At 68.2% G+C, this 20,623-nt stretch carries 19 protein-coding genes and 1 pseudogene; 6 read left to right on the top strand and 14 right to left on the bottom strand.

Features of this window, described 5'->3' with window-relative positions:
- Nucleotides 1–242: 242 nt before the first annotated feature.
- Genes ABEA24_RS48730 through ABEA24_RS48715 form a run of 4 tightly spaced genes read right to left on the bottom strand, consistent with a single transcriptional unit; the run spans nt 243 to nt 3,725 of the window.
- The gene (locus tag ABEA24_RS48730; protein ID WP_345442535.1) at nt 243–1,085 is read right to left on the bottom strand and encodes a hypothetical protein; all 843 of its coding nucleotides are present in this window, start codon (nt 1,083–1,085) and stop codon (nt 243–245) included.
- A complete protein-coding gene (locus ABEA24_RS48725) occupies nt 1,085–1,657 on the bottom strand; it encodes a hypothetical protein (RefSeq protein ID WP_345442533.1) in 573 nt (190 codons plus the stop codon). The genes ABEA24_RS48730 and ABEA24_RS48725 overlap by 1 nt, the downstream gene beginning before the upstream one ends.
- Complete coding sequence (locus tag ABEA24_RS48720; protein ID WP_345442531.1) at nt 1,654–2,106, bottom strand: hypothetical protein; 453 nt, start codon at nt 2,104–2,106, stop codon at nt 1,654–1,656. Before ABEA24_RS48720 ends, ABEA24_RS48725 begins: the two co-directional genes overlap by 4 nt.
- Nucleotides 2,103–3,725, bottom strand: coding sequence for a hypothetical protein (locus ABEA24_RS48715; protein ID WP_345442529.1), 1,623 nt, complete (start codon nt 3,723–3,725; stop codon nt 2,103–2,105). Before ABEA24_RS48715 ends, ABEA24_RS48720 begins: the two co-directional genes overlap by 4 nt.
- Nucleotides 3,726–4,041: 316 nt before the next feature.
- Between ABEA24_RS48715 and ABEA24_RS48710 the strand changes: the two genes are divergently transcribed.
- The gene (locus tag ABEA24_RS48710; RefSeq protein WP_345442527.1) at nt 4,042–4,308 is read left to right on the top strand and encodes a hypothetical protein; all 267 of its coding nucleotides are present in this window, start codon (nt 4,042–4,044) and stop codon (nt 4,306–4,308) included.
- Nucleotide 4,309: 1 nt separating this feature from the next.
- Nucleotides 4,310–4,735 carry a hypothetical protein gene (locus tag ABEA24_RS48705; RefSeq protein ID WP_345442526.1) on the top strand — a complete coding sequence of 142 codons (426 nt, stop codon included), beginning with the start codon at nt 4,310–4,312 and terminating at the stop codon, nt 4,733–4,735.
- Between the two features lie 122 nt (nt 4,736–4,857).
- Here the strand turns inward: ABEA24_RS48705 and ABEA24_RS48700 are convergent, their stop codons facing one another.
- From ABEA24_RS48700 to ABEA24_RS48675, 6 genes are all read right to left on the bottom strand, one after another.
- Nucleotides 4,858–6,441: an MFS transporter gene (locus tag ABEA24_RS48700; RefSeq protein ID WP_345442524.1), complete on the bottom strand. Its 1,584-nt coding sequence runs from the start codon at nt 6,439–6,441 to the stop codon at nt 4,858–4,860.
- A 168-nt stretch (nt 6,442–6,609) separates the two neighbouring features.
- Nucleotides 6,610–6,834: a hypothetical protein gene (locus ABEA24_RS48695; protein WP_345442522.1), complete on the bottom strand. Its 225-nt coding sequence runs from the start codon at nt 6,832–6,834 to the stop codon at nt 6,610–6,612.
- A gap of 356 nt (nt 6,835–7,190) precedes the next feature.
- The gene (locus tag ABEA24_RS48690; RefSeq protein WP_345442520.1) at nt 7,191–8,144 is read right to left on the bottom strand and encodes a sigma-70 family RNA polymerase sigma factor; all 954 of its coding nucleotides are present in this window, start codon (nt 8,142–8,144) and stop codon (nt 7,191–7,193) included.
- Nucleotides 8,145–8,154: 10 nt separating this feature from the next.
- Nucleotides 8,155–9,384: an NAD(P)/FAD-dependent oxidoreductase gene (locus ABEA24_RS48685; RefSeq protein ID WP_345442517.1), complete on the bottom strand. Its 1,230-nt coding sequence runs from the start codon at nt 9,382–9,384 to the stop codon at nt 8,155–8,157.
- An 85-nt stretch (nt 9,385–9,469) separates the two neighbouring features.
- Nucleotides 9,470–9,661 carry a Tn3 family transposase gene (locus tag ABEA24_RS48680; protein WP_345442515.1) on the bottom strand — a complete coding sequence of 64 codons (192 nt, stop codon included), beginning with the start codon at nt 9,659–9,661 and terminating at the stop codon, nt 9,470–9,472.
- A gap of 19 nt (nt 9,662–9,680) precedes the next feature.
- Nucleotides 9,681–10,664, bottom strand: a complete 984-nt coding sequence (locus tag ABEA24_RS48675) for an MFS transporter (RefSeq protein ID WP_345442513.1) — start codon at nt 10,662–10,664, stop codon at nt 9,681–9,683.
- Nucleotides 10,665–10,768: 104 nt separating this feature from the next.
- Between ABEA24_RS48675 and fxlM the strand changes: the two genes are divergently transcribed.
- Nucleotides 10,769–11,725, top strand: a complete 957-nt coding sequence (fxlM, locus tag ABEA24_RS48670; protein ID WP_345442511.1) for a methyltransferase, FxLD system — start codon at nt 10,769–10,771, stop codon at nt 11,723–11,725.
- A 59-nt stretch (nt 11,726–11,784) separates the two neighbouring features.
- Here the strand turns inward: fxlM and ABEA24_RS48665 are convergent, their stop codons facing one another.
- From ABEA24_RS48665 to ABEA24_RS48655, 3 genes are all read right to left on the bottom strand, one after another.
- Complete coding sequence (locus ABEA24_RS48665; protein WP_345442509.1) at nt 11,785–12,198, bottom strand: hypothetical protein; 414 nt, start codon at nt 12,196–12,198, stop codon at nt 11,785–11,787.
- Nucleotides 12,199–12,902: 704 nt separating this feature from the next.
- Nucleotides 12,903–13,358, bottom strand: coding sequence for a hypothetical protein (locus ABEA24_RS48660; RefSeq protein WP_345442507.1), 456 nt, complete (start codon nt 13,356–13,358; stop codon nt 12,903–12,905).
- Between the two features lie 17 nt (nt 13,359–13,375).
- Nucleotides 13,376–13,852, bottom strand: coding sequence for a hypothetical protein (locus ABEA24_RS48655; RefSeq protein ID WP_345442505.1), 477 nt, complete (start codon nt 13,850–13,852; stop codon nt 13,376–13,378).
- 414 nt (nt 13,853–14,266) lie between these two features.
- Here ABEA24_RS48655 and ABEA24_RS48650 point away from each other — a divergent pair, with 414 nt between their 5' ends.
- From ABEA24_RS48650 to ABEA24_RS48640, 3 genes are all read left to right on the top strand, one after another.
- Nucleotides 14,267–14,587 (top strand): AfsR/SARP family transcriptional regulator, encoded by a 321-nt coding sequence (locus ABEA24_RS48650; protein ID WP_345442503.1) that lies wholly within the window; start codon nt 14,267–14,269, stop codon nt 14,585–14,587.
- A gap of 910 nt (nt 14,588–15,497) precedes the next feature.
- The gene (locus ABEA24_RS48645; RefSeq protein ID WP_345442501.1) at nt 15,498–16,394 is read left to right on the top strand and encodes a hypothetical protein; all 897 of its coding nucleotides are present in this window, start codon (nt 15,498–15,500) and stop codon (nt 16,392–16,394) included.
- Between the two features lie 95 nt (nt 16,395–16,489).
- A protein-coding gene (locus ABEA24_RS48640; RefSeq protein ID WP_425551332.1) for an IS3 family transposase occupies nt 16,490–17,691 on the top strand; the annotation gives its coding sequence in 2 pieces (ribosomal slippage) (nt 16,490–16,781 and nt 16,781–17,691; 1,203 coding nt in all).
- A 350-nt stretch (nt 17,692–18,041) separates the two neighbouring features.
- On the opposite strand, the pseudogene ABEA24_RS48635 reads toward ABEA24_RS48640, so the two are convergent.
- Nucleotides 18,042–19,287: pseudogene (locus tag ABEA24_RS48635) on the bottom strand (IS256 family transposase).
- Between the last annotated feature and the right edge of the window lie 1,336 nt (nt 19,288–20,623).

Genomic DNA, 20,623 nt, shown 5'->3' with positions numbered 1-20,623 from the left:
CTTCCTGCAGGTGGAGGCGAGTGCGGTCGTGCTCATGCGCGAGATGCCGGAGACGGGCGGCGCTGGCCTGCAGACGGCTGCCCACGGGGCCGGGGAGACGCCGTGCTTGACCTTCCATGGCGGCGGCGCGGTGGCGGAGCTGATCAGCGTGCCTGTCGGTGCGCGCGATGTTCGCGCACGAGCTGACACACCGGTCGAGGTGGGGAGACTCCGTCACACCGTCGCGGTGGCACAGGGCGCGATCACGTTGGTAGACACACATCAGCAGGGTGTTGGGGTTGTCGTAGACCGCCAAGGTCAGGGTTGTTGAGGATCGTCCTGGCGGTGCGCAGAGTGATGACGACACCGCAGAACCGGGGTGCGGTCGCTGCGGCGTTGAGGGCGCGGCGTGCGGAGACGCCGACGCCGTCCGCCAGGTCGGCGTGCAGGTCGGTGACGGTGTCGACGGTGGCGCGAGCTGTTTCGATGTCCAGCAGGTCGCCGAGGCCGTCGCGGCTGCGTGAGGCGTAGGCGCCGCTCACGGTGGTTCTCAGGTGGCCGTACTGGATGGCCAGTGCCACCAGCCCGCCGGGTCGGCGCGCGATATGCCAGGCCAGAGTGCGACGGAATCGCCGAGTGCCGATGCGGCCATGTGGGTCGGCCGGCACGAACTCGTGGAAACGGTCAAGGACGGCCGCCTCAGTGTTCACCCAGGTGACGAAGTCCTCGATGCGGTTGCCCATGGTGTCGAGCGCGATGGCCTTGCCGGCCCGGTAGCGGCCTCGGTTGCTGACCAGATCGTGGGCCAGGTTGTCGAAGAGGAGATGACCAGGTGAGACAAAGCGTTCCAGGGTTCGGATGGCATTTACCACGGGGGCGATGGCGACCCACGGCACCTCACGGAGCACTCCGGAGGACAGATGATTGCCGTCGTCATCGCGGGCGGTCTTGTAGACATGGCCATGGATGAGGTGTCGGGGGGTGAGCCCGTCCTCGCCGGGTTCGGGGTCGGGGCAGCAGCCGCTGCGCAGGCCCAGAACCTCACCGGGCCGCATCCCGGTGAGATAAGCGATGACGATGAAACAGGCCGTGCCCAGGTGCCGCATCAGCGGGCCGGCTTCGTTGAAGTCGATCGCGGTGCGCCATGGCCTGCCATCGATGGCTCCGGTGATGCGGATCTGCAGCGGGCAGTGCCCGGGCCAGGGCGGCGACGGACGGCCTCCCTCCAGGCGGGCCGCCGACGGGCCAGTTCGTGGACGTGCTGGGCCGGGGCGCCCAGGCTTCCGGCTAGATACTGGGCGGCCAGTCGGGGAATGCCCGACCTCACCACGGTCGGGACAGGCTGATTCGTAGTAACGAGCCGGTCGATGTGCGCCCGGACCGCTTCCCGGGACGCGGGAGACCCGATGGTATTGCCAGCCGCTTCGATGAGCCGGGTCCGCTCTGCCCAGGCTGCGAAGATGTCGTCGGCAAAGTCCTCGATCATGCGTATCGCCCAGATCAGCAGCGGCCCCATCGTCTGGGCGGCGAGCGCTTCGGTGAGGTTCTCCCCGCCCGCGCGGGTTGCCGGCGGCAGGTAGTCGTCAACGCCGCTTTCCCAGGGCGGCCTGCCGATGCCCCTGGGTCGGCCGCTCAGCGCGTCAAACACCCACAGCCGGGTCACCGACGTCAGGTTCATGTGCACGCTGTCGCGGGCGGTCCCCGGTCACGCAGGAAGGCCCCGTACTCCTCCAACGTTTCGGTGGCGCAGTCGGCCAGCGTGTCGATGCCACGCCGTTCCAGCCAGACCGCCAGGTCCCGCCACGCCATCACTGTGCGATACAGGCAGCGGGCGCCGACGCGAGAGCGCCAGGTGGTGGCGCGGCCGCGGAGAAAGCTCCCCGGCAATTCACTGTTGATCATTATCCAGGCGGCCAGGCGGAGCTCTTCCCGAAGACCGGAGGGAAAGCCAGACCAGGAGATCGGGGACACATCCGCGCTGGGGTTGTCATTGATCGCCGACAGTGGCCACCGGTCGTCGCTAAAGCGGATGACGGGACCGCGGTATCCCGCAGTGAGGTGCTGGCGCGGGAAGACCGGGGTGTCCGGGCCCGGCCGCCCAACACCCAGGTCAGGAGCGACGGTCATGCGTCCAGCGCTCCCGTCAGCAGACCGCCGACCAGCGCCCGGTCGACGTCAGTCACTCTGCTCAGCGCCTGGGCCCATGTGGCCGGTCCCAGGCGTTCACGTAGATCTTCCAGGCGGGTGTGGGCGTCTGCCCAGTCGGACTGCCACAACCGTGGGCTCATCGCCGAGCGGAGATTTCCCAGGGCGTGGTGCAGGTGAGCCAGGCGAGAATGGTGGCCGGGATGGATGTGGGCGTTGGTGCAGCCCAAGCACATCAGGAACGAGGCCCCGCAGCCGCCGCCAGGGGCGGGGAAGGGGCCGTGGTCGGGGTCGGTGCAGTCCGCGGTCGCCGTCGGCACGTCGCCGGGGTCGGCTTGGTCCCGCAGCTGTGCGACCAGCACGGCCTGCTGAGCGTGCCGCAGAGCCGATTCGGCGCCGTCGGCGAGCAGGGGAACGGTTGCGCGCTGCGTCTGAGGGTCGGACAGCACGTAGACACGGTCGTGGGTGTCTTGGGTGTTCTGCAGCGGCTCACCACGTACCACCTGAACGGTGCGTCGTCCCCGCCGAAACGGTGATCCGCCTGCGCCGTTGACCCGGCCCCAGCCCGTCAACGTCTGACCGGAGATTCCCATGCGCAACAAGGGTCCCACACCATTGTCCTGGCCTTGGTGCGGCATGGTGGTGCGCCAGACGAGAAGGCGATCGGTGCCCGGGGCCAGGTCCTCCACGATCGCCCGGGCGAACCGAGTGGCCCGCAGCGACTGGGTGATCAGCCGGCCACCCGAACCGGCCCCATGGTCAGTGACGTTGCGGGTCTCGTGGTGGCGGCCGCTTCCCCGCCTGCGCTTGACCAGCTCAAGTCGGTAGGTCGGTTCATCAGGGTCGGCATCGGGCGTCGCCCGCGGAACCGCCAGCGTGTCGATCACTGACAGGTTCCACCCGAATTCCGCCATCAACAGCACGCCCAGCGCTACTGCCTCATCGCGGGAGAGAAAAAGCCGCTGCCAAGTGCACGCGCCCGATTCGCCCCCCAACGCCCTCAGGTATCGGTAGCGCACCCGTCGGGTTCCGTTGTGCGCGCGGGGGTAGGACGGGACGTCGGCGGTGCGGGCCAGGCACTCCAACGCCTCCCCGACCAGCCACTCGCGGCTGCCCTCCTCAAACGCCCCGCCCCGCCACCGCTCCAGGTGCGCTGCATTGTCTTCGATACGCAACACAGCGCTACGGAACATCCGCCGAGCGGCCACCTTGATCTGGTCGAAGTCGCCGGCCTGATACGACTCCTCAACGCGGCGGGGCCGCACCATGCGCCGTGCCATGACTTCAGCGGCCGACCTCGACAGGTGCTCGTCGTTCAACAACAGCGCGGCCACGCGCGTCACCTGCTGCTGACCGCCGACCGTGGCGGGACGGCTGATCCTCCAAGCGTCCCAGATCGCCGCGGTGATCTGCGCAACCTCCGTCGGGGGTGCGGGAAGGCCGGCCAGCCAGCTGGCGAACGAGCGCACCGGCAGCCAGTAGCCCTCACTGGTCCGGTGACTGGCCCACCCGTTCGAGGAGCAGCGCGCCGCGAACACGCGGGCCAGTGACCGTTGCAGCCCCTCGGCAACCGGCAGCTGCGCAAAGTCGTAGCAGGCCACCCGGCCACGGTGATCGCGGTGGTCAACCACCAGGCCGCCGACCAGCACCGGTGGGCGGCGATGCGGCGTCGGTGGCCGCGCAGCCCGCCGGCCGCGGCCGCTCACGTCTCCACCGCCCGCCGGGTGACCCGCATCCGCGCATCGATGTCCTGGATGCCTTCACTCTCCCGAGCCACCCGGGCAAACAGCAGGTCCATCATCCCTTCGCCCGCCGCCCCGTCGCCGACCTCCGGGGCGGGGCGCTGGCCAGCAGCGACCGCAGCTGCAGGTCCGCCACCGGGGCCAGGTAGATGTTGCGTGTCGTCTCGATCGAAGAGTGCCCCAGCAGATCCTGCACCATCCGCCACGGATCCCGGGCCTGCCCGCCGCGGACGCCCCGGATGAGTCCGAGTGCCGATCCTCCTGCCAGAACCTCGCCTACACCGACCGGGACATCAACCAGATGACAACGCACGTCACCGCGCTGGAGCGCGCGGCCACCGACCCGTTGACGCCCCGGCCCCTCCGCGACCGAGCCGCCGCCCAGGCCACCCAGCGGCGAACCATCATCGCCCGCCACGAAGCCTCCCGACCGGGAAAGTGACATGACCCGATCACCCCGTGACCGCGAGGCCGAGCGCACCGCTATCCGGGCCGCCGCCGACCGGCTCCTCGCCGGCACACCCCTACGGTCGGCCAGCGGCAAGCTCACCGTCAGCGAGCTGATCACCGAGTCCGGAATCCGCCGAGACGTCATCTACGCCGACCACAAGGACCTGGTGGAAGAGTTCCAAGCTCGCGTCAAGGCCCGACGCAACGTCCCCACCGCGATGCAGGACCTCGCCGAACAAAACACGACCCTGAAGACCGAGCTCGCTGCGGCCAGGAAGGAACTCGACGCCGAACGATGCGCATCGGCGACGCTCCGCAAGGTCATCGCTGAACTTTCCCTCGAACTCCAACAAACCACCGATGAACTGGCCGCAGCCTCCGGCGTGAGCCGCATTCCCCGCACTGGAAGGCGTCACTGAACGCCTTCCAGATCGCCTTCGAAGGCCGGCTCACCCCAGCGACCCACTGACCAGTCCAACAATCAAGATCATCCGATAAGTGGACAGTTCACCGCCCGCAGATTCGGAACGACAACAGCCACTTATGCGGTCCTCGGGCGGCGACGGTCTCGATCCTCTGCCTCGTCCGACGCAACCGCGGGGGTGGCATTCTTCGGGCCGCGGAGGGCGATGTAGACGAGCAGTACGCCCATGACGGCGACGCCTGCCCACATGGCCTGCTGCCATCCGTCGACGTAGGACTGCTTTGCGGCGTGGACCAGGTCCTGCGCGTGTGAGCCTGCGCTGCCCGAGGCCTCGACGGCGTTGGCGATGCCTTCCCGTGCGGTGTCCGCGGTCCCCTGGGGGATGCCGTGCAGCCTGTCGTCGATGGCGTTGCGGTAGCCGGCCGTCAGGAGTGCGCCGAGCATGGCGACGCCGAGTGCGGTGCCGAATTCTCGGGTGACGTCGTTGAGAGCGGAGGCGACGCCTTGTTTCTCGCGCGGCAGGGAGCGGGTGATGGCCTCGGTGGAGGGCACCATGGACAGGCCCATGCCGATGCCCATGACAATTATGCCGGGCAGGATCGACAGGTAGCCACCGTCGACAGAGACGAACAGGGCCATGAGCGCCAGGCTGACGCCGGACAGCGCGATTCCCACGGACATGGTCGGGCGGGGGCCGATCTGCGCGGCCAGCCTGGGGGCCAGGCCGGAGGCCATCATCATTGAGACGGCCAGGGGCATTAGCGCCGTCGCGGACAGCAGTCCCGACCAGCCGAGCACGGCCTGGAGGAACGGGAAGAGGACCACGGAGATACCCGCCTGGACACCGAAGACCGCTACCAGCGTGATCGAGCCGCCGGCCAAGCCGCGCTCACGGAACAGGCGTACGTCCAGCAGCGAGGCGTCCCGGCGGTGCAGCTCCCAGGACACGAAACCGGCCGTGGCGATGAGGCCGATGGCGAGGCTGATCAGAGTCCCGGGTGCGGTCCAGCCGCGGTGCGGTCCCTCCTGCAGGACGAAGATGAGGCCGACCACGGCGACGGTGGACGCCAGTGCGCCGACGGTGTCGAAGGCGTGGGCGGAGCGCTCGTGGGAGTTGGGAACTGACTTCAGCGTCATGGTCAGGGCCATGACGATCAGGACTACGGGCAGGACGAACAGCAAGCGCCAGTCGGCGACGTCGACGAGAAGGGCGGAGAGGAACATGCCCAGGATGCCGCCGCCTCCGGCGACGCCGGTCCACACGCCGATCGCCTTTCCGCGCTGCTCCTCGGGGAAGGTGGAGGTGATGACGGCCAGGGTGATGGGCATGATCGTTGCTGCGCCGATACCGCTGGCCACGCGCGCGGCAATCATCACCTCAGCGGTCGGGGCCAGGCCCGCCACAATGCTCGCGACGCCGAAGACGGCCAGCCCGGCGATCAGCATGGGCTTGCGGCCCAAGCGGTCACCGATCGCGCCGAGCGGCAGCAGCAGTGCGGCCAGGGCGAGGGTGTAGCTGTTGATGATCCACAGGACCGTGTTCTGCGAGGTGTCGAAGTCGACGGCCATGTGCGTCTGGGCGACGTTCAGCCCGGACACTGACGCGATGACGGCCATCAGCGCCATCGAGACGGCGATCAGGATCGCGCGCAACTGACGCGCGTCCGGCGCGCCTCCGCCGCTCCCCTCAGCGGGTGCCACCTGTGCAGGGTTCGTACTCATGGATTCCTCTCAAAAGGGCATGCAGAATCGGCGACGGAACAGGACCAGTTGCCGAGTGAATGGGAGGTGGGTCCGACCGCCGCGCGCAGCGCTTGGCGCGGCGGCGCGGTGAGCCAGTGCGGGCCCGGACGTCAGTGGGCCCGGACGTCAGGTGGTGATGGCGCCCTGTGCTGCGGCGAGGGCCGCGTCGGCACCAGCGGTGGCCAGCAGGGCGTTGATGTGGGAGGCGGCCAGGGCGCCAGCCGCGGCGAAGGCACCGACCTGGGCGGCCAGGTCGGCGGCGCTGCCGGCCACCCACACGCCCGGCGCCTCGGCGGTGCTGGCCATGCCGGAGGCGAAGCGGCGCCCCATGTTGTCGGGCAACTCCTCCATCGACAGCTACAGGCCATCCAGGCCCTCGGTGCGGGCCTGCATCTGGGTGGCGACCACGAGGATGCGGTGGGCCACGAACGTGCCGCCGGCGCCGAGGACGACGATGCGGTGCTTCATGTGATGCTCCCGTCGGTTCGCTTGCTTCCGGTGAGTTGAGCGGAACAGCGCCCGATCGCTGACAGGAACTGCATATGGCATGGGTCACAGAGCGGCAGGGCACCGCTCGACGAACAGCACTCTCAGCACGTGACGGCAGCGAGCCGCTGCACGCTGTCCACATGCGGCCGGTGGCGTCCCAAGCCCGCGAGCGGTTCATCACAGCGCGGAGGCTGCGCCTGGCCGCGGTCGGCGTCGGGTCACCACTGGGTGATGAGCGGCGTGTCCGGTCCGTGCTGCCGCCAGGCTTCGGTGAGGCGGACGAGACGGGTGGGGGCGGCGATGCCGCGCACGGTTGCGATCTTGCCGCCTGTGATGTCGAACGTCACGGCGCCGATGACCTGGTCGCCGAGCACGAAGAGGATGGCGGGGGCGCCGTTGAGGAGCGCGTAGTGGATGGCGGGCGTGCCGCCGGCGAATCGCCGTTTCGCGGGTGTGGGTTTGAAGCCGGCCCGTGCGACGGCGGCGATGCGCTGCGGAGTGTCGTATCGCAGCAGCGTCTCGGTCAGGCCGGCGCCGTCGGAGATCGCGGTCGCGTCGTCGGTGAGCAGCGCCACCAGCCGTTCGGTGCGGCCCGAGAAGGCGGCGGCGAGGAATTCCTCGACGACCCTGCGGGCGGATACCGGGTCGGCTTCGCCGCCGCTGCGGCGCGCGGCGGTGATGCGGCGCCGGGCCCGGTGGAGGTGCTGCTGGCTTGCGGACTCGGTGATGTCGAGGATCTCGGCGATCTCAGCGTGGCTGTAGGAGAACGCTTCGCGCAGGAGGTAGACGGCCCGCTCGAGGGGCGACAGGCGCTCCATGAGAGTCAGCACGGCCAGGGAGACCGATTCGCGCTGCTCGAAAGTGTCGGCCGGGCCGAGCATCGGGTCGCCGCCGAGGAGCGGTTCGGGCAGCCAGGCGCCGGCGGTGCGTTCGCGGCGGGCTTGTGCCGAGCGAAGCCGGTCGAGGCACAGGTTGGTGACGACCTTGGTCAGCCATGCTTCCGGCACCTTGATCCGCTGCCGGTCGGCGGCCTGCCAGTGCAGAAACGCATCCTGCACGACATCCTCGGCATCGGCGGCGGAGCCCAGCAGCCGGTAGGCCAATGAGGCCAGCCGGTTCCGGCTGGCCTCGAACCGGCTGGTGTCGAAGCGATCCGTGGCGGCGCTGTCCACGCGGGCCACCCTATGAGGCGGCTACGCGAGCCTTCTCGGCGTACGCGACCGCCTTCTCGGCGGTCGCGTCTGGTGCGGCGGCCAGGCGGTGCTTGCGCTTGGGCATGCCGAAGGTCGGGTGCGAGGTGGCCCACAGCGACATCTTGACGATGCCCGCCTTGATCCGCGCGGCCTTCCGGCCGCCCATGTACTTCGGCTTCGCTTGCCCTTCGTCGTCGACCATCTGCAGGATCCCGTCCCGCCGCCCGAGGCTGATGTGGTTGTACGCGTAGACCAGCTTGGTGTTCGCGATCTTGCGGCCGATCAGGCGTCCCACGATCGCCTCGATAGCCTGCCGGCCGGTGTAGCCGGCCGAAGCGCAGGACATCGGCAACGGCCGGCCGTTGTCGCCGATGGCGTAGGCGCTGTCACCGATGGCGTAGACGTTCGGATGCGAGACCGACCGCATGGCGCGATCGACGACGATCTGACCGTTCTCGGTGACCTCCAGCCCGCCGGCGGCGGCGATGGCGTCGACCTCGAACCCTGCCGTCCACACAGTCGCGTCGGACGCCAGGGCGGTGCCGTCGGCGCACAGCACCCGCGTCGCTTCGACGGCCTCGACGCAGGTGTGCTCCAGAACGGTGATGCCCAGCCGGTCGCAGGCCTGGCGCAGGTGACTGCGAGCCCCGGCGGAGAGCCGGGCACCCAGCTCGCCGCGGGCGACCAGCGCCACCGACAGGCCGGGCCGGGATTCGGCGATCTCGGTAGCGGTCTCGATTCCGGTCAACCCGTCGCCGACGACCACCACACTCCCGCCCTCGCCCCGCCTGGCCAGGCTGCCCAGGCGCTCGCGCAGGCGCAGCGCCGAGGGCCTGGCGGCGACGTCGAAGGCGTGCTCGGCCGCGCCGGGGACGCCGCGGTCGGCGCCGTGGCTACCGAGCGCGTACAAAAGCGTGTCGTAGCCGAGCTCGCCACCGCCGTCGGCGTCGGCCACGGCGACGACCTGGCCCTCGGGGTCGATGGCGGTGACACGGGCCACGCGCAGCCGTATCCCCGTGCCCGCGAAGACCTCGGCGAGCTTCGGAGCCTCGACCTCCCGACCGGCCGCCAACTGGTGCAGCCGCAGCCGCTGGACGAAGTCCGGCACGGCGTTGACCACGGTGATCTCGATGTCCGCCGGGGACAGCCGGCGGGCCAGGGTCCCGGCCACATAGGCCCCGGCATAACCGGCGCCGAGGACGACGATGCGGTGCTTCATGTGATGCTCCTGTCGGTTCGCTTGCTCCCGGTGACTTGAGCGGAACAGCGCCCCGATCGCTGACAGGAACTGCATGTGGCATGGGTCACAGAGCAGCAGGAGCGCCCTGTGGCTCGGCCTCCGCCGTCCCGAGGCGGAGCGCGGTGGCGAACTTGACCATCCGGTCGTGCTGCTGGGCGATCAGGTCCCACTTAATGGGCCGGGTCAGGGAGGCACCGAGGGCCAGCCAGCCAGGCGGGGCAACTTCAGAAGACCGAAGCTCCGCCTCCTCATCCACGCCTTGGCCGGCGTGAGAGTTAGCGCCGCTCACCGACGTGGCCGTTGTGCGTACCGAACGAACTCGACAACAGGAGTTTCGACAACCGACTTGCGTAGTGAACATAGCCCACGTGCCAGCCGGAGACCATGACCGCAGCACCGATCAGACTGGCCCAGATCCACGGCCGGGATCGGACCGCCGACCAGCCTTCCACCAGGTCCGCCCGCAGACTCGAGGACCGGCGAGCGGCACGGGGGGCGTGAATGGTGGCGATCAGTGCGGCGGAGGCGAAGAACGAAACCGCGTTGAGGCCGACACCGTAGGCCGGGCCGGCGGTGGCGACGATCGTGCCGCCGATGGCCGGTCCGACGGTTCGGATGACATGGCGCGACAGTTGAACCAGCGCGTTGGCCTCCTGCAGCTGCTCGGCCGGGGCGATGGCCGGTATCAGCCCCACGCGGGCGGGTTCGGAGAACGACGCGGCGGCCGAATTCGCCGCGGCGAGCGCCGCCAGGTTCCACACGGCCGCACGCCCGGTGGCAATGAGAACGGTCTCGGTCACGGTGATCAGGCCGATCACGACCTCGACGACCGCGATGATCCGTGCCCGGGGCAGCCGGTCGGCGACCACCCCGCCCAGCGGGCTGATCACGATGCCGGCGACCATGTTCGCCAGCAGCACCATCGCGATCCCCGGCGCACCGGCCCCGGTCCCCAACACGACGAACGCCAGGGCACCGACCTCCATCGTCGTCCCCGCGGCATTGATCTGACCGGCGATGAAGTAACGACGGAAACGCCGGTCCCCGCGAAGCGGCGCGCTGATCCGGTGCAGATGCCCTCTGGCCTGGCCGGATGTGGCGAGCCGCTGAAGCAGGCCACGTCTGCTCATATCGCCAGCACTCGGACGACGGGCGAGCCGGAGGTAGAGCCATACGCGCGGCGACTGCTGCCGCTCCTGCAGCTTCGAAGCGCTAACTCCCAGAATGTTCGCGTCGGCGTGATCATCATCCGCCTTCAAGGGGGACCGTGTCGGGCGTGGACACTACGCGGCGGGGCGCGTGATCGTGTGGTCCGACACGTATCGGCCGCCATCGGCCGTACCTGATCGACGATGCGGGCGGAATGACCTCGCGCAGGGGGCCGGCGATGCGTTTATGCGAACACCGTGGTGCCGCCCCCGGTGAGCCGGTCGCTCGGATTAGGGTGACGCCGGTGACGGCGACCGACAGCCCCCGGACCCCGACTGCAAACTCTGCGCGTGCTCTCCGCGACGCCATGATGGACCAGCTCCTCACGGACGGAAAGATCACCTCCCCACGGGTGGAGCACGCCTTCCGGACGGTGCCGCGGCACGAGTTCGTTCCGGCCGGCACGGCCCTGGAGGCCGCGTACGATGCCTATCAGGCGGTGGTGACCAAGACCGGTGAGCAGGGGGCCGCGATCTCCTCGGTCAGCGCGCCGTTCATCCAGGCCCGCATGATCGAGCAGGCCGAGCTCCGGCCGGGCATGAGTGTGCTGGAGGTCGGATCGGGCGGCTGCAACGCTGCGCTGCTGGCCGAAATGGTGGGCCCCAAGGGACGCGTTGTCACGATCGACATCGATCCGGAGGTGACCGACCGCGCCAGCATCCTGCTGGACGCCACCGGGTACGGCGGCCGGGTCACGGTGACGTTGGCTGACGCCGAGCAGGGAGCCCCCGAGTTCGCACCCTTCGACGCGGTCATCGTCACGGCCGGCGCCTGGGACATCCCCCCGGCCTGGCGGGAGCAACTGGCCGACGACGGGCGGCTCGTCGTACCGCTGCGGATGAACGGCATCACCCGCGTCATCGCTTTCCGCCGCGAGGCGGATCATCTGGTGAGCACCTCCGCCGAGGTGGCGGGGTTCGTCGCGATGCAAGGCGCTGGCGCGCGCCACGAACCAGCAGTCTCGCTGACCGACGTCCAAGGCCGCCGCGTCGAGCTGTGCTTCGATGAGGGGGGCACCGGAGAACCCGCACCTGCTGGACGGCGTCCTGGCGACCGAGCCCGCTGCGGTGTGGTCCGGCGTCACGATCGACCGCGGCGTCTCGTTCGCTGACCTGCACCTGTGGTTCGCGTGCTTCCTGCACGCGGTCGCATGGCGGGACGTATTCGGGGCTAGGAGGTGGTGCCGTCGGAGTACCTGATCGAGTAGGTGAGCGGGGTGCTGTCGATCGTGGCCCACCAGTCGCAGTGCGAGGAGCCCGACGGTACGGACACTGGAAGGGCGCGGCCGAAGCCCTGCCCGCCGCCGTCGATCGCGTCCTCGCCTTGTTCTGCCGATGTGGGGCACTGCCAGGTGAAGTACACGTTGAAATTGGCGGTGCTGGCGGTGCTGGGGGTGCTGGAGGCGTAGTAGGAGGCGTTGAAGTTCCTGCCGCCGCTCGGGGCCAGGCATACGGTCAGGTTGAATTTCGCCCAGCCGTTCGACCAGGAGCCGCTGGTGCACCGGCCGTTGGCGGCGTGCGCGGCTCCCGCGGTCCCCACCATCGTCGCGGCGGCGGCTGCGACCGCCAGCGCGGCCAGCCTCATATGAGCTCTATGTGTCGGGTTCCTTCCGTTCCGGAGAGAGATACAAAGGGCGTACGTCGATGACGGCCTCGGGGCGGGCCGCCGTGTGGGCACGCTCCGCAAGCCGCGGAGTGCGCCGGACGGCCGCGGCCATGTCGGCGACCAGACAGCAGTAATGCGCCGTGCCGCGGGGCCGGTTCAGTACTCGATCGCTGTGGCGGCCTGAGCAGCGCCGGCCGGCAGTGCAACACCGGTCAGCGCCAACGGCACTGCGAGCATGAGCGCAGCGCACAAGCGCTTCATCGTTCCTCCCTTCGCTGTTCGTCGGCTACGCGGAGCTTCAGCGCGATCAATGCCGAGGTCGGATAAGGGCGAGCAGGCGTCGGTCGTTTGTCGAATTGCTGCTCGACTTCACCGGCGTACACCACGTTCAATCGACAGGCCTGGGGTTGCCCAAGTTAGCTGCGCCGCCGTCGTCAACCGGTGGCGCTGTCTGCCGAGTGCACGATGGCCTTGAACGAATGAGGTACCCCGTGTTCGTCCGGGAATGAGTCCGAACGGCTCCGCGCGGGTCTTCGCGGCGGGGTCGTTCGGTCGGGCAGGTGGTGGCCCTGAGGGCACCCCGGGATGCCTTTTCATCCCTTCGGACTGGAGCCCCGGTTTGAGGCGGCATGGTCGGGGACCATGACGTGGAACCCCTTATCCGAGGGTTCTGCATTCTGCGGTCAGTAGTCGTAGGCGCGTCTGGACCAAGCCCAGGGAGATCCGTTCCCGGACTCGAAGACCCGTCCGATGGCCCACACGCCCGAGGAGCAGCTGATGTTCACGTGGTAGCTGTTTATGTAAGGATCGGTGTTGCTGCCGGGCCACCAGTGGTTGTAGTCCGAATCGGGGTTCATGCCGTACGTGGCGCCGTTGCACGAGTCATAGATACCGACATAGGCGCGCACGTCCGTGCTGCCGCCGTGCCCCTGGAAGGAGGCGACATAGCCCGCGTCGTCGTGCTTGATGCAGGGCATGAGGAACCAGTTGTTCCAGGGCGAGGTGCCGCCTTGCCATTCGCCGCAGGCCCATTGCCCAGCGTGGGCGGTGCCCGTCATGGCGACGGTCGCGCCGCCGGTGAGCGCGAGAGCGGCTGCTGTCGTGGCAACGGCGCGGCGGGTCTTGGATGGTTTGAACACGGGAGCTGTGTCCTCTTTCAGCTCGTGATCGTGAGTCGTGGGCTCTGAGCGGCTCCGTAATAGCCGTAGTGGCCGTCGATGGTGGCCCAGAAGCCGGTCTGGACGACATAGGTCCCCGGGACGAGGCCCCTTAGCTTCGCGCTGAAGGTGGCGTTTGACGCCGACTGCCACCCGCCGCAGCCGCCGTCGGCGACCTGCCAGGTGGTGGTGCCGCTGACGGCGAGCAGTTGGATGCACGGATCGATCCCCAGGCCCGAAGGTCCCACTGATGCGGTGCTCCCTCCGATGTTCCAGTTGGTCTGGCCACCACCGCTGGTGCTCGACATATAGATGCACGGGTTGAGGTAGACGCCGGCCGCGATGTAGGCCCAGCCGGCCGTGTCCGAACGGCACCCGCCGCCGGACCACGAGGAGGCGTGAGCGGTACTCCCGGTAGCCAGGAGCGCGGCGGCCGTGGCCGTACCGGCGACCCCAAGGGAAATGATCTTCTTCATTGGTGTGAACCTCCGAGCTCGGGGCTAGTAGGCGGCGGAGCACTCGACGTAGTCGCCAGTCGTGTAGCCGTACCAGCAGCTGATCTCGCCGGTGAAGCCGGCTAAGAAGCTGCTGCTCAAGTTCGGCCTCTACCCGCATGCGCTTCCTGCGGTGTGGCGGCATCGGACGCAGCGGTCACTCCCGTTCGCTTGGCATGCTCATTACTTGGGTCCGGCCACTCCCCTTGGCCACCTCCCTTGGTCGCCTCAAGCGCGGAATCCGAAGGCACGCTCCGCACGCATTGCCTGCCCACTGGTCTTGGGTGAGCCCCGCTACGGTGACGCTATGGACACGGGTCCGTCGGCCGTCCTAGATTCGTCCTTGTGCGAGGTCGGCCGGGGGATCGGCGCTGATCGTCAAGTGCCGGGGGGACTATGAGATTCGGCGTGCTGGGGCCGTTACACGCCCAGATCACCGGGCGCGAGGTCCGGCTCGACGGACCGCGGCAGGCCAAGATCCTGGCCGCGCTTCTGGTCGACGCCAACAACCTCGTCGCCACCGAACGGCTCGTCGCCGTGATGTGGGACGGGAAAGCACCCGCCACCGCGGATCGCCTCACCATCGACGCCGTAGACCTCGTGGGCGCCTGCCGCCGATTGCCCATGACCGCCGGTAGGTCAACGTGCGCTGCGCGCGAGCGGGGAAGGAGAACTCGGCCCAACGCTTCGCGGCGCTCATGCATGTACAAGGCGTGAGGGGCTAGATCAGGCCGCCGCTCCGCAAGGAAGGATCCGCTGATGGCCGTCCAGAATTCGCGCACGGTGATCGCCGTCTTAGTGGGTGTGGTTGTCGGCCTTTCGCCGCGATGATGTTGCGCCTGGACGGCGCGTCCCGAAGAAGCCGTGAACACTTCGTCAAGCACCTGACCTGCGGGTATACAAATGTCCCTATTTGTACGCGCGCCGCCACCTGTAGCTTCAAAGCTGTGGATTAAAAGTCCACAGTTCTGCAAGAATTCCCTACTCGACGCGCTACGCGTCCTATTCAACAGTACCACTACGTGCCATTCCGTCCGCGTTCGCCATTCGCTTTCCGGTGCATCGGCCCGACGGTGTACCGGCTGCTGCCGGGGTGTGCCGCGACATACGAGCAAACAAGGAGCAAACACGGGCCCGCGTCGGCGACGATTGGCCGCGATGGCGGACGTTCGAGTCCCTGCCTCGCCCCTTGAGGTAGGGGCGATCATCTGGTGTTGACACCCGGGGACGCGTGACACGAGAGTGGCCGCGCGATGGACGCCAAAGATCTGACATCCGCAGAACGCCGTGTCTACCGGGCCTTTCCGCGTGGCGACGAGGTCGACTTTCGTGACTGCGATGACGATCCCGTCGACGGTGCGTCCTGGGGTCCGAACGGACCATTCGTGCCAGGGTTCTTCGTACGCTGCTTCTCCGCGAGGGGGCCGGGCGAGGCGAGATACCGGCGCTGCGGGTCGTCGGCGCCCGCATCACCGGTCCGCTGGACCTGCGGAATGCGGTCGTCGCGCATCCCGTCCGGCTGAGGACCTGCTATTTCGAGGACGCACCGAACCTGTACGCCGCGCGGACCCGCCAGCTCAATCTCTCCGAGTCGGTCCTTCCCGATCTGGTCGCCGCGGAGATCCAGATGGAGGGTGCTCTGCACCTCACCGATTGCCATGTCCTGGGAACGGTACGGCTGGTCAGCGCGAGGATCACCGGCGCGCTCCTGCTGGACGGCGCCCGCCTCGGCTCGGGAAAGGGCGAGGTACTCCAGCTCAACCCGGCGCACATCCAACACGACCTGTGGGGCCCTGGCCTCACAGCAGCCGGGCAGGTCCGGTTGGACGGGGCCCACATCGGCGGCGCGTTGAACCTCCAGAACGCCGAACTGACCAACCCCGGCGAGGTCTGCCTTCGAGGAGTCAATCTCACCATCGGTTCGGGCATCTACGGTGAAGGCCTGACCTCCCGCGGGGAGATCAGGCTGACCGGCGCCCGGATCGGCGGCTCGTTCAACGTCTCATACGCCGCGCTCACTAATCCCGGTGGCCCTGCCCTGACAGCCCCAGTGATCAACGTCGGGCTCGACATGCTCTGCGTCCGGATGCGGTCCGAAGGACATGTCCGTTTCAGAGGCGCGCGCATCGCCGGGGTCGTGAACCTCGATGACGCGACGCTGATCGATCCCGGTGGCACCGCGTTGCAGGCCGAGAACCTCGCCGTGGGCACGGATCTTCAGGGGATGCGGCTACGCGCCGACGGTCGCGTGGACCTGCGGGGAGCGAAGATCACAGGCCAGCTCAACCTCGCCTACGCCAGGCTTACCAATGCGGGCGGCATGGCTCTGCGGGCCAGTGGTTGCACGGCGGCCGAGTGCTGGCTTCGCGATGCCGAACCGATCGTAGGGTCGGTCAACCTGCGCCGTGCGCAGTTCGATCTCCTCCACGCCACCCCCGACCTGTGGCCCGGTCCGGTCAAGCTCGATGGCCTGATCTACGGCAGGCTGGCTCCCCACCTGCCCGCGCGCGAACGACTGGCATGAGCTGCCCCGGGTTCGGTGAAGTGAGCTGCCCCGGGTTCGGTGAAGTCCTTCAAGCCAGTCATGATCTTGGCTGGCGGGGAGGAGAATGACCCCCGATGGCGGCACCACGTAAATACCCCCAAGAGCTCCGTGACCGGGCGGTGCGCCTGGCGCTGGAGTCCGACCGTCCTTTGGCTCAGATCGCCCGGGATCTGGGCGTGCACAAAGAGGCACTGCGGACCTGGGTCCGTCAGGCCCAGGCCGATGCTGGGCAACGCCCCGAGCAGCTCACCTCGGCCGAGCGGGAAGAGCTTCGGCGGCTGCGTAAGGAGAACAGCGAGCTCAAGCGCGCGAACGAGATCCTCAAGGCCGCGAGCGCGTATTTCGCCGCCGAGCTCGGCCAGCCCCGGACGAAGTAGTCGCCGTGATCGATCACCTGCGCGACGACTTCGGGGTCGAGCCGGTGTGCAGAGTTTTGGATCTGTGCCCGGGCACCTACTACGGCCGCAAACGCCGGCCGCCATCGGCCCGTGCCCGGCGCGATGCCGATCTGCTCGCACAGATCAAGCAGATCCACACCGACAACTACGGCGTCTACGGTGCCCGGCGCGTCCATCAGCAGCTGCGGCGCCAGGGCGTGCAGGTGGCGCGCTGCACCGTCGAACGGCTGATGCACACGCACGGCATCGAAGGCGTGCGCCGCGGATCACGCGCCCGCACCACCACCGCGGATGAGACGGCGCCACGGCCACCGGACCTGGTCAACCGGCACTTCAACGCCGACCGGCCGGATCTATTGTGGCTGGCCGACATCACCTATGTGCGCACCTGGGAAGGCTGGGTGTATGTCGCGTTCGTGCTGGATGCCTTCTCCCGCCGGATCGTGGGCTGGCAACTGGCCGATCACCTGCGCACCGACCTTCCGCTGGACGCACTCGAGATGGCGCTGTGGCAACGCAGCCGTCGGCGGCCGGTCGAACGCGGCACGCTCATCCATCATTCCGACCGCGGCTGCCAATACACCAGTTTCCGTTACACCACCCGCCTGTCCGATCTGGGCGTGAGTGCCTCGGTCGGTTCGGTCGCCGACTCCTATGACAACGCGATGGCCGAGGCGCTGAACGGCACGTTCAAAGCCGAACTGATCCACCGCCGAACCTGGCGGACACGTGACCAGGTCGAATACGCCGTCGTGGAATGGATCGGCTGGTATAACCACCGCCGGCTCCACTCCGCCATCGGCCACGTGCCACCCGCCGAATACGAGACCAGCTACTACCGTTCGATCAACACCCTGGCGTCGACCGGCACCAGGTAGACCGGGCTTCACGAAACCCGGGGCAGCTCAACCCGGGTTGTAGCCACGGAGATCTACGAACAGATCTCCGTCGGGAAAGCGCTCGCGGACACGGTGGGCCCAGTGCACAGCGAGTGTCGTCTTCCCGACCCCTCCACCCCCTGTGATGGCCGAGATCACCACCGAGCGGGCTTGACCATCGTCGGCGAGCAGCGCATCAAGCGCAGCAAGGTCCGTCTCCCTGCCGACGAACGATGAAGCACCAGCGGGCAGCTGGCGAGGTACGGGCAACCGGCTGATCGAGTCGTGATACGGTCACGTCCACGCGGGTGGTGTATGAGCCAGCCTTCGCGTGATCCTGTTTCTGCAGGTTAAGCGGTGATCGCTTGAGTGGCGGTGTCCTCGGTCGGCGTTTCGCCGGCGACCAGTCGCAGGCGGGCTTTGGCCAGGAATTCCAGGCCCATGTAGCGGCGGGCTTCGGTCCATTCGTCGGTTTGTTCCATCAGGACCGCTCCCACCAGGCGGACGATCGCGGCCCGATCCGGGAAGATCCCGACCACGTCGGTGCGGCGGCGGATCTCTTTGTTCAGCCGTTCTTGGGGGTTGTTGGACCAGATTTGCCGCCAGATCTCGCGCGGGAAGGCGGTGAAGGCCAGCAGGTCATCACGGGCCTCGTCCAGGTGGACGGCGGCGTCGGGGTACTTGGCCTCCAAGCTGGCCACCACCCGGGCGTGCTGGGCGGCGACTTCCTCGGCGGCGGGCTGGTCGAAGATGGTCCGCACCAGCGTCGCGACCCACGGCTGGGCGGACTTGGGCACCTTGGTCAGCAGGTTCCGCAGGTAATGCGTGCGGCAGCGCTGCCAGGCCGCCCCCGGCAGGGTGGCGGCGATGGCCTCGACCAGCCCGCGGTGCGCGTCGGAGATGACAAGCTGGACCCCGGATAGGCCGCGGGCGACCAGGCCGCGCAGGAATGCCAGCCAGCCGGCACCGTCCTCGGCGGAGGTGACCTCGACCCCGAGGATCTCCCGGTGCCCGTCAGCGTTCACGCCGGTCGCCACGAGCACGTGGACGTTGACGGTGCGGCCACCTTCACGGACCTTCTGCGTGAGGGCGTCCATCCAGACGAAGGAGTACGGGCCGGCGTCCAGGGCCCGGTTCCGGAATGCGGTGACCTGGTCGTCCAGGACCTTCGACATCTGGGAGACCTGGCTTTTGGAGATGTGCTTGATCCCGAGCTGGTCGACCAGCTTGTCGACCCGCCGCGTCGAGACCCCCAGCAGGTAAGACGTGGCGACGACCGAGACCAGGGCCTGTTCGGCACGGCGACGACGCTCCAGCAGCCAGTCGGGGAAGTACGACCCGCTGCGCAGCTTCGGAATCGCGAGCTCGATGGTGCCCGCGCGGGTATCCCAGTCCCGCTCCCGGTAGCCGTTGCGGCGGTTGACCCGCTCGCCGGACCGCTGCCCGTACTCGGCGCCGCACAGGGCATCGGCCTCAGCGCTCATCAGCGCCTCAGCCATGGTCTTGACCATCTTTCGCAGCAGATCCGGTTCACACGCCCCGATCTATCTGCTCGGCGATCCAGCCTGCGGGGTCCACACTGTCACTGACGGCCATCGCGTTGGTGTCCTTTCGATCTTGAAGTGGCTAATCGAAAGGATCACGCGATGGCCGTCTCAGTTCACGACGCCACGCCTCTGATCAGCGGAAACTCGTACACCACGTCCGTGGACGCAACCCGTGATACACCTGCACGCCACCACGAACCTCAGGAGCCGTTGTGGATCCGGCCGAACGGCGACGCCACACCACAAGACCGGCCAGCAGCGCCGGGGCCGGCACCACCACCGACACCAGCTGTGCCACGTTCGCCGCAGTTGACAAGTCCCAGCCGCCTAAGGCCACAACGATCGCGCCTAAGGCGACCCCGAGGCCTAGCGCACCCCCGGCGAACCCGATTTCACGCCACCGCGACCTGCCACGCCCTGCCATGCCAACCATTATGACCGCCGAATGCGCCGAACCACACTGATGAAGACAACCACGACCGAAGATCACGGCATTCGTCCGCATTCGGGCTTAGCCGATCGGTGACGAAAACTCGTAGACGCTCTCCTTTGGCTACACCAGTTCCCTGCACGACGCCGAGTATGACCACCTGGTCAGCCTCGAACTGGGCGGGGATCCCAACGACGCGCGCAACCTCTGGAAGATCGTTTGCGGGGATCGCCTGGCCGCGCTGCTGCGTACCTGCAGGAGTTTTGGTCTAAATACGGCCGCTGTCGGCCACGTATCGGTGCAGCAATTGCCGATGATGCGATCTTGTCTGCAAGGGCGGCTTCAGGGGGCGTGCCCGCGTTCACGTGCAAAAAGGACATGAGACGGGGAATCGGCGATGACCGTTGTCGGAACATGGAATCTGGAGAATTTGTTCAAACCGGGCGGCAGTTTCGGTCCGACCAGCCAGGCCGCCTACGACGCCAAACTCAAGGGCCTGGCCGCGACGATCACGGCGGCGGGCGTCGACGTCCTGGCCGGCCACCTGGGCGATGACTGGAAGCACAGGCGGTGGGGCTACCTCCCCGGGCGCGGGGAGCACCACTCACGGGGCTTGGACCAGTGGCCGAATGGGGGACCACCCCCGCGTGCCCGGGGAGCGCTGCCTGGAGTACGCTCTCGAACGCGATGAGCGGGGACCGCTATGCCGCCGCGGTCGCCGGCGCTGTCTCCACGGGACCACCCCCGCGTGTGCGGGTAGCACAGGTTGCCTTTCGGCCAGAAGGGAGCCGGGTAGGGACCACCCCCGCGTGCGCGGGGAGCACACCCACACCCATCCCGTCATCGAGGTCATGCAGGGACCACCCCCGCGTGCGCGGGGAGCACATGCTGCCCCGATGGTGCTCGCCTGCCCCACGGCTCGCCAGTCGAGGCCCGAAGCGTCGTAGTAACCCTT

This window comes from Actinoallomurus vinaceus (assembly GCF_039542055.1).
Classification (GTDB): Bacteria; Actinomycetota; Actinomycetes; order Streptosporangiales; family Streptosporangiaceae; genus Actinoallomurus; species Actinoallomurus vinaceus.
The sequence above is the reverse complement of the archived record's forward strand: the minus strand, read 5'-3'. Positions and strand labels throughout refer to the sequence as shown.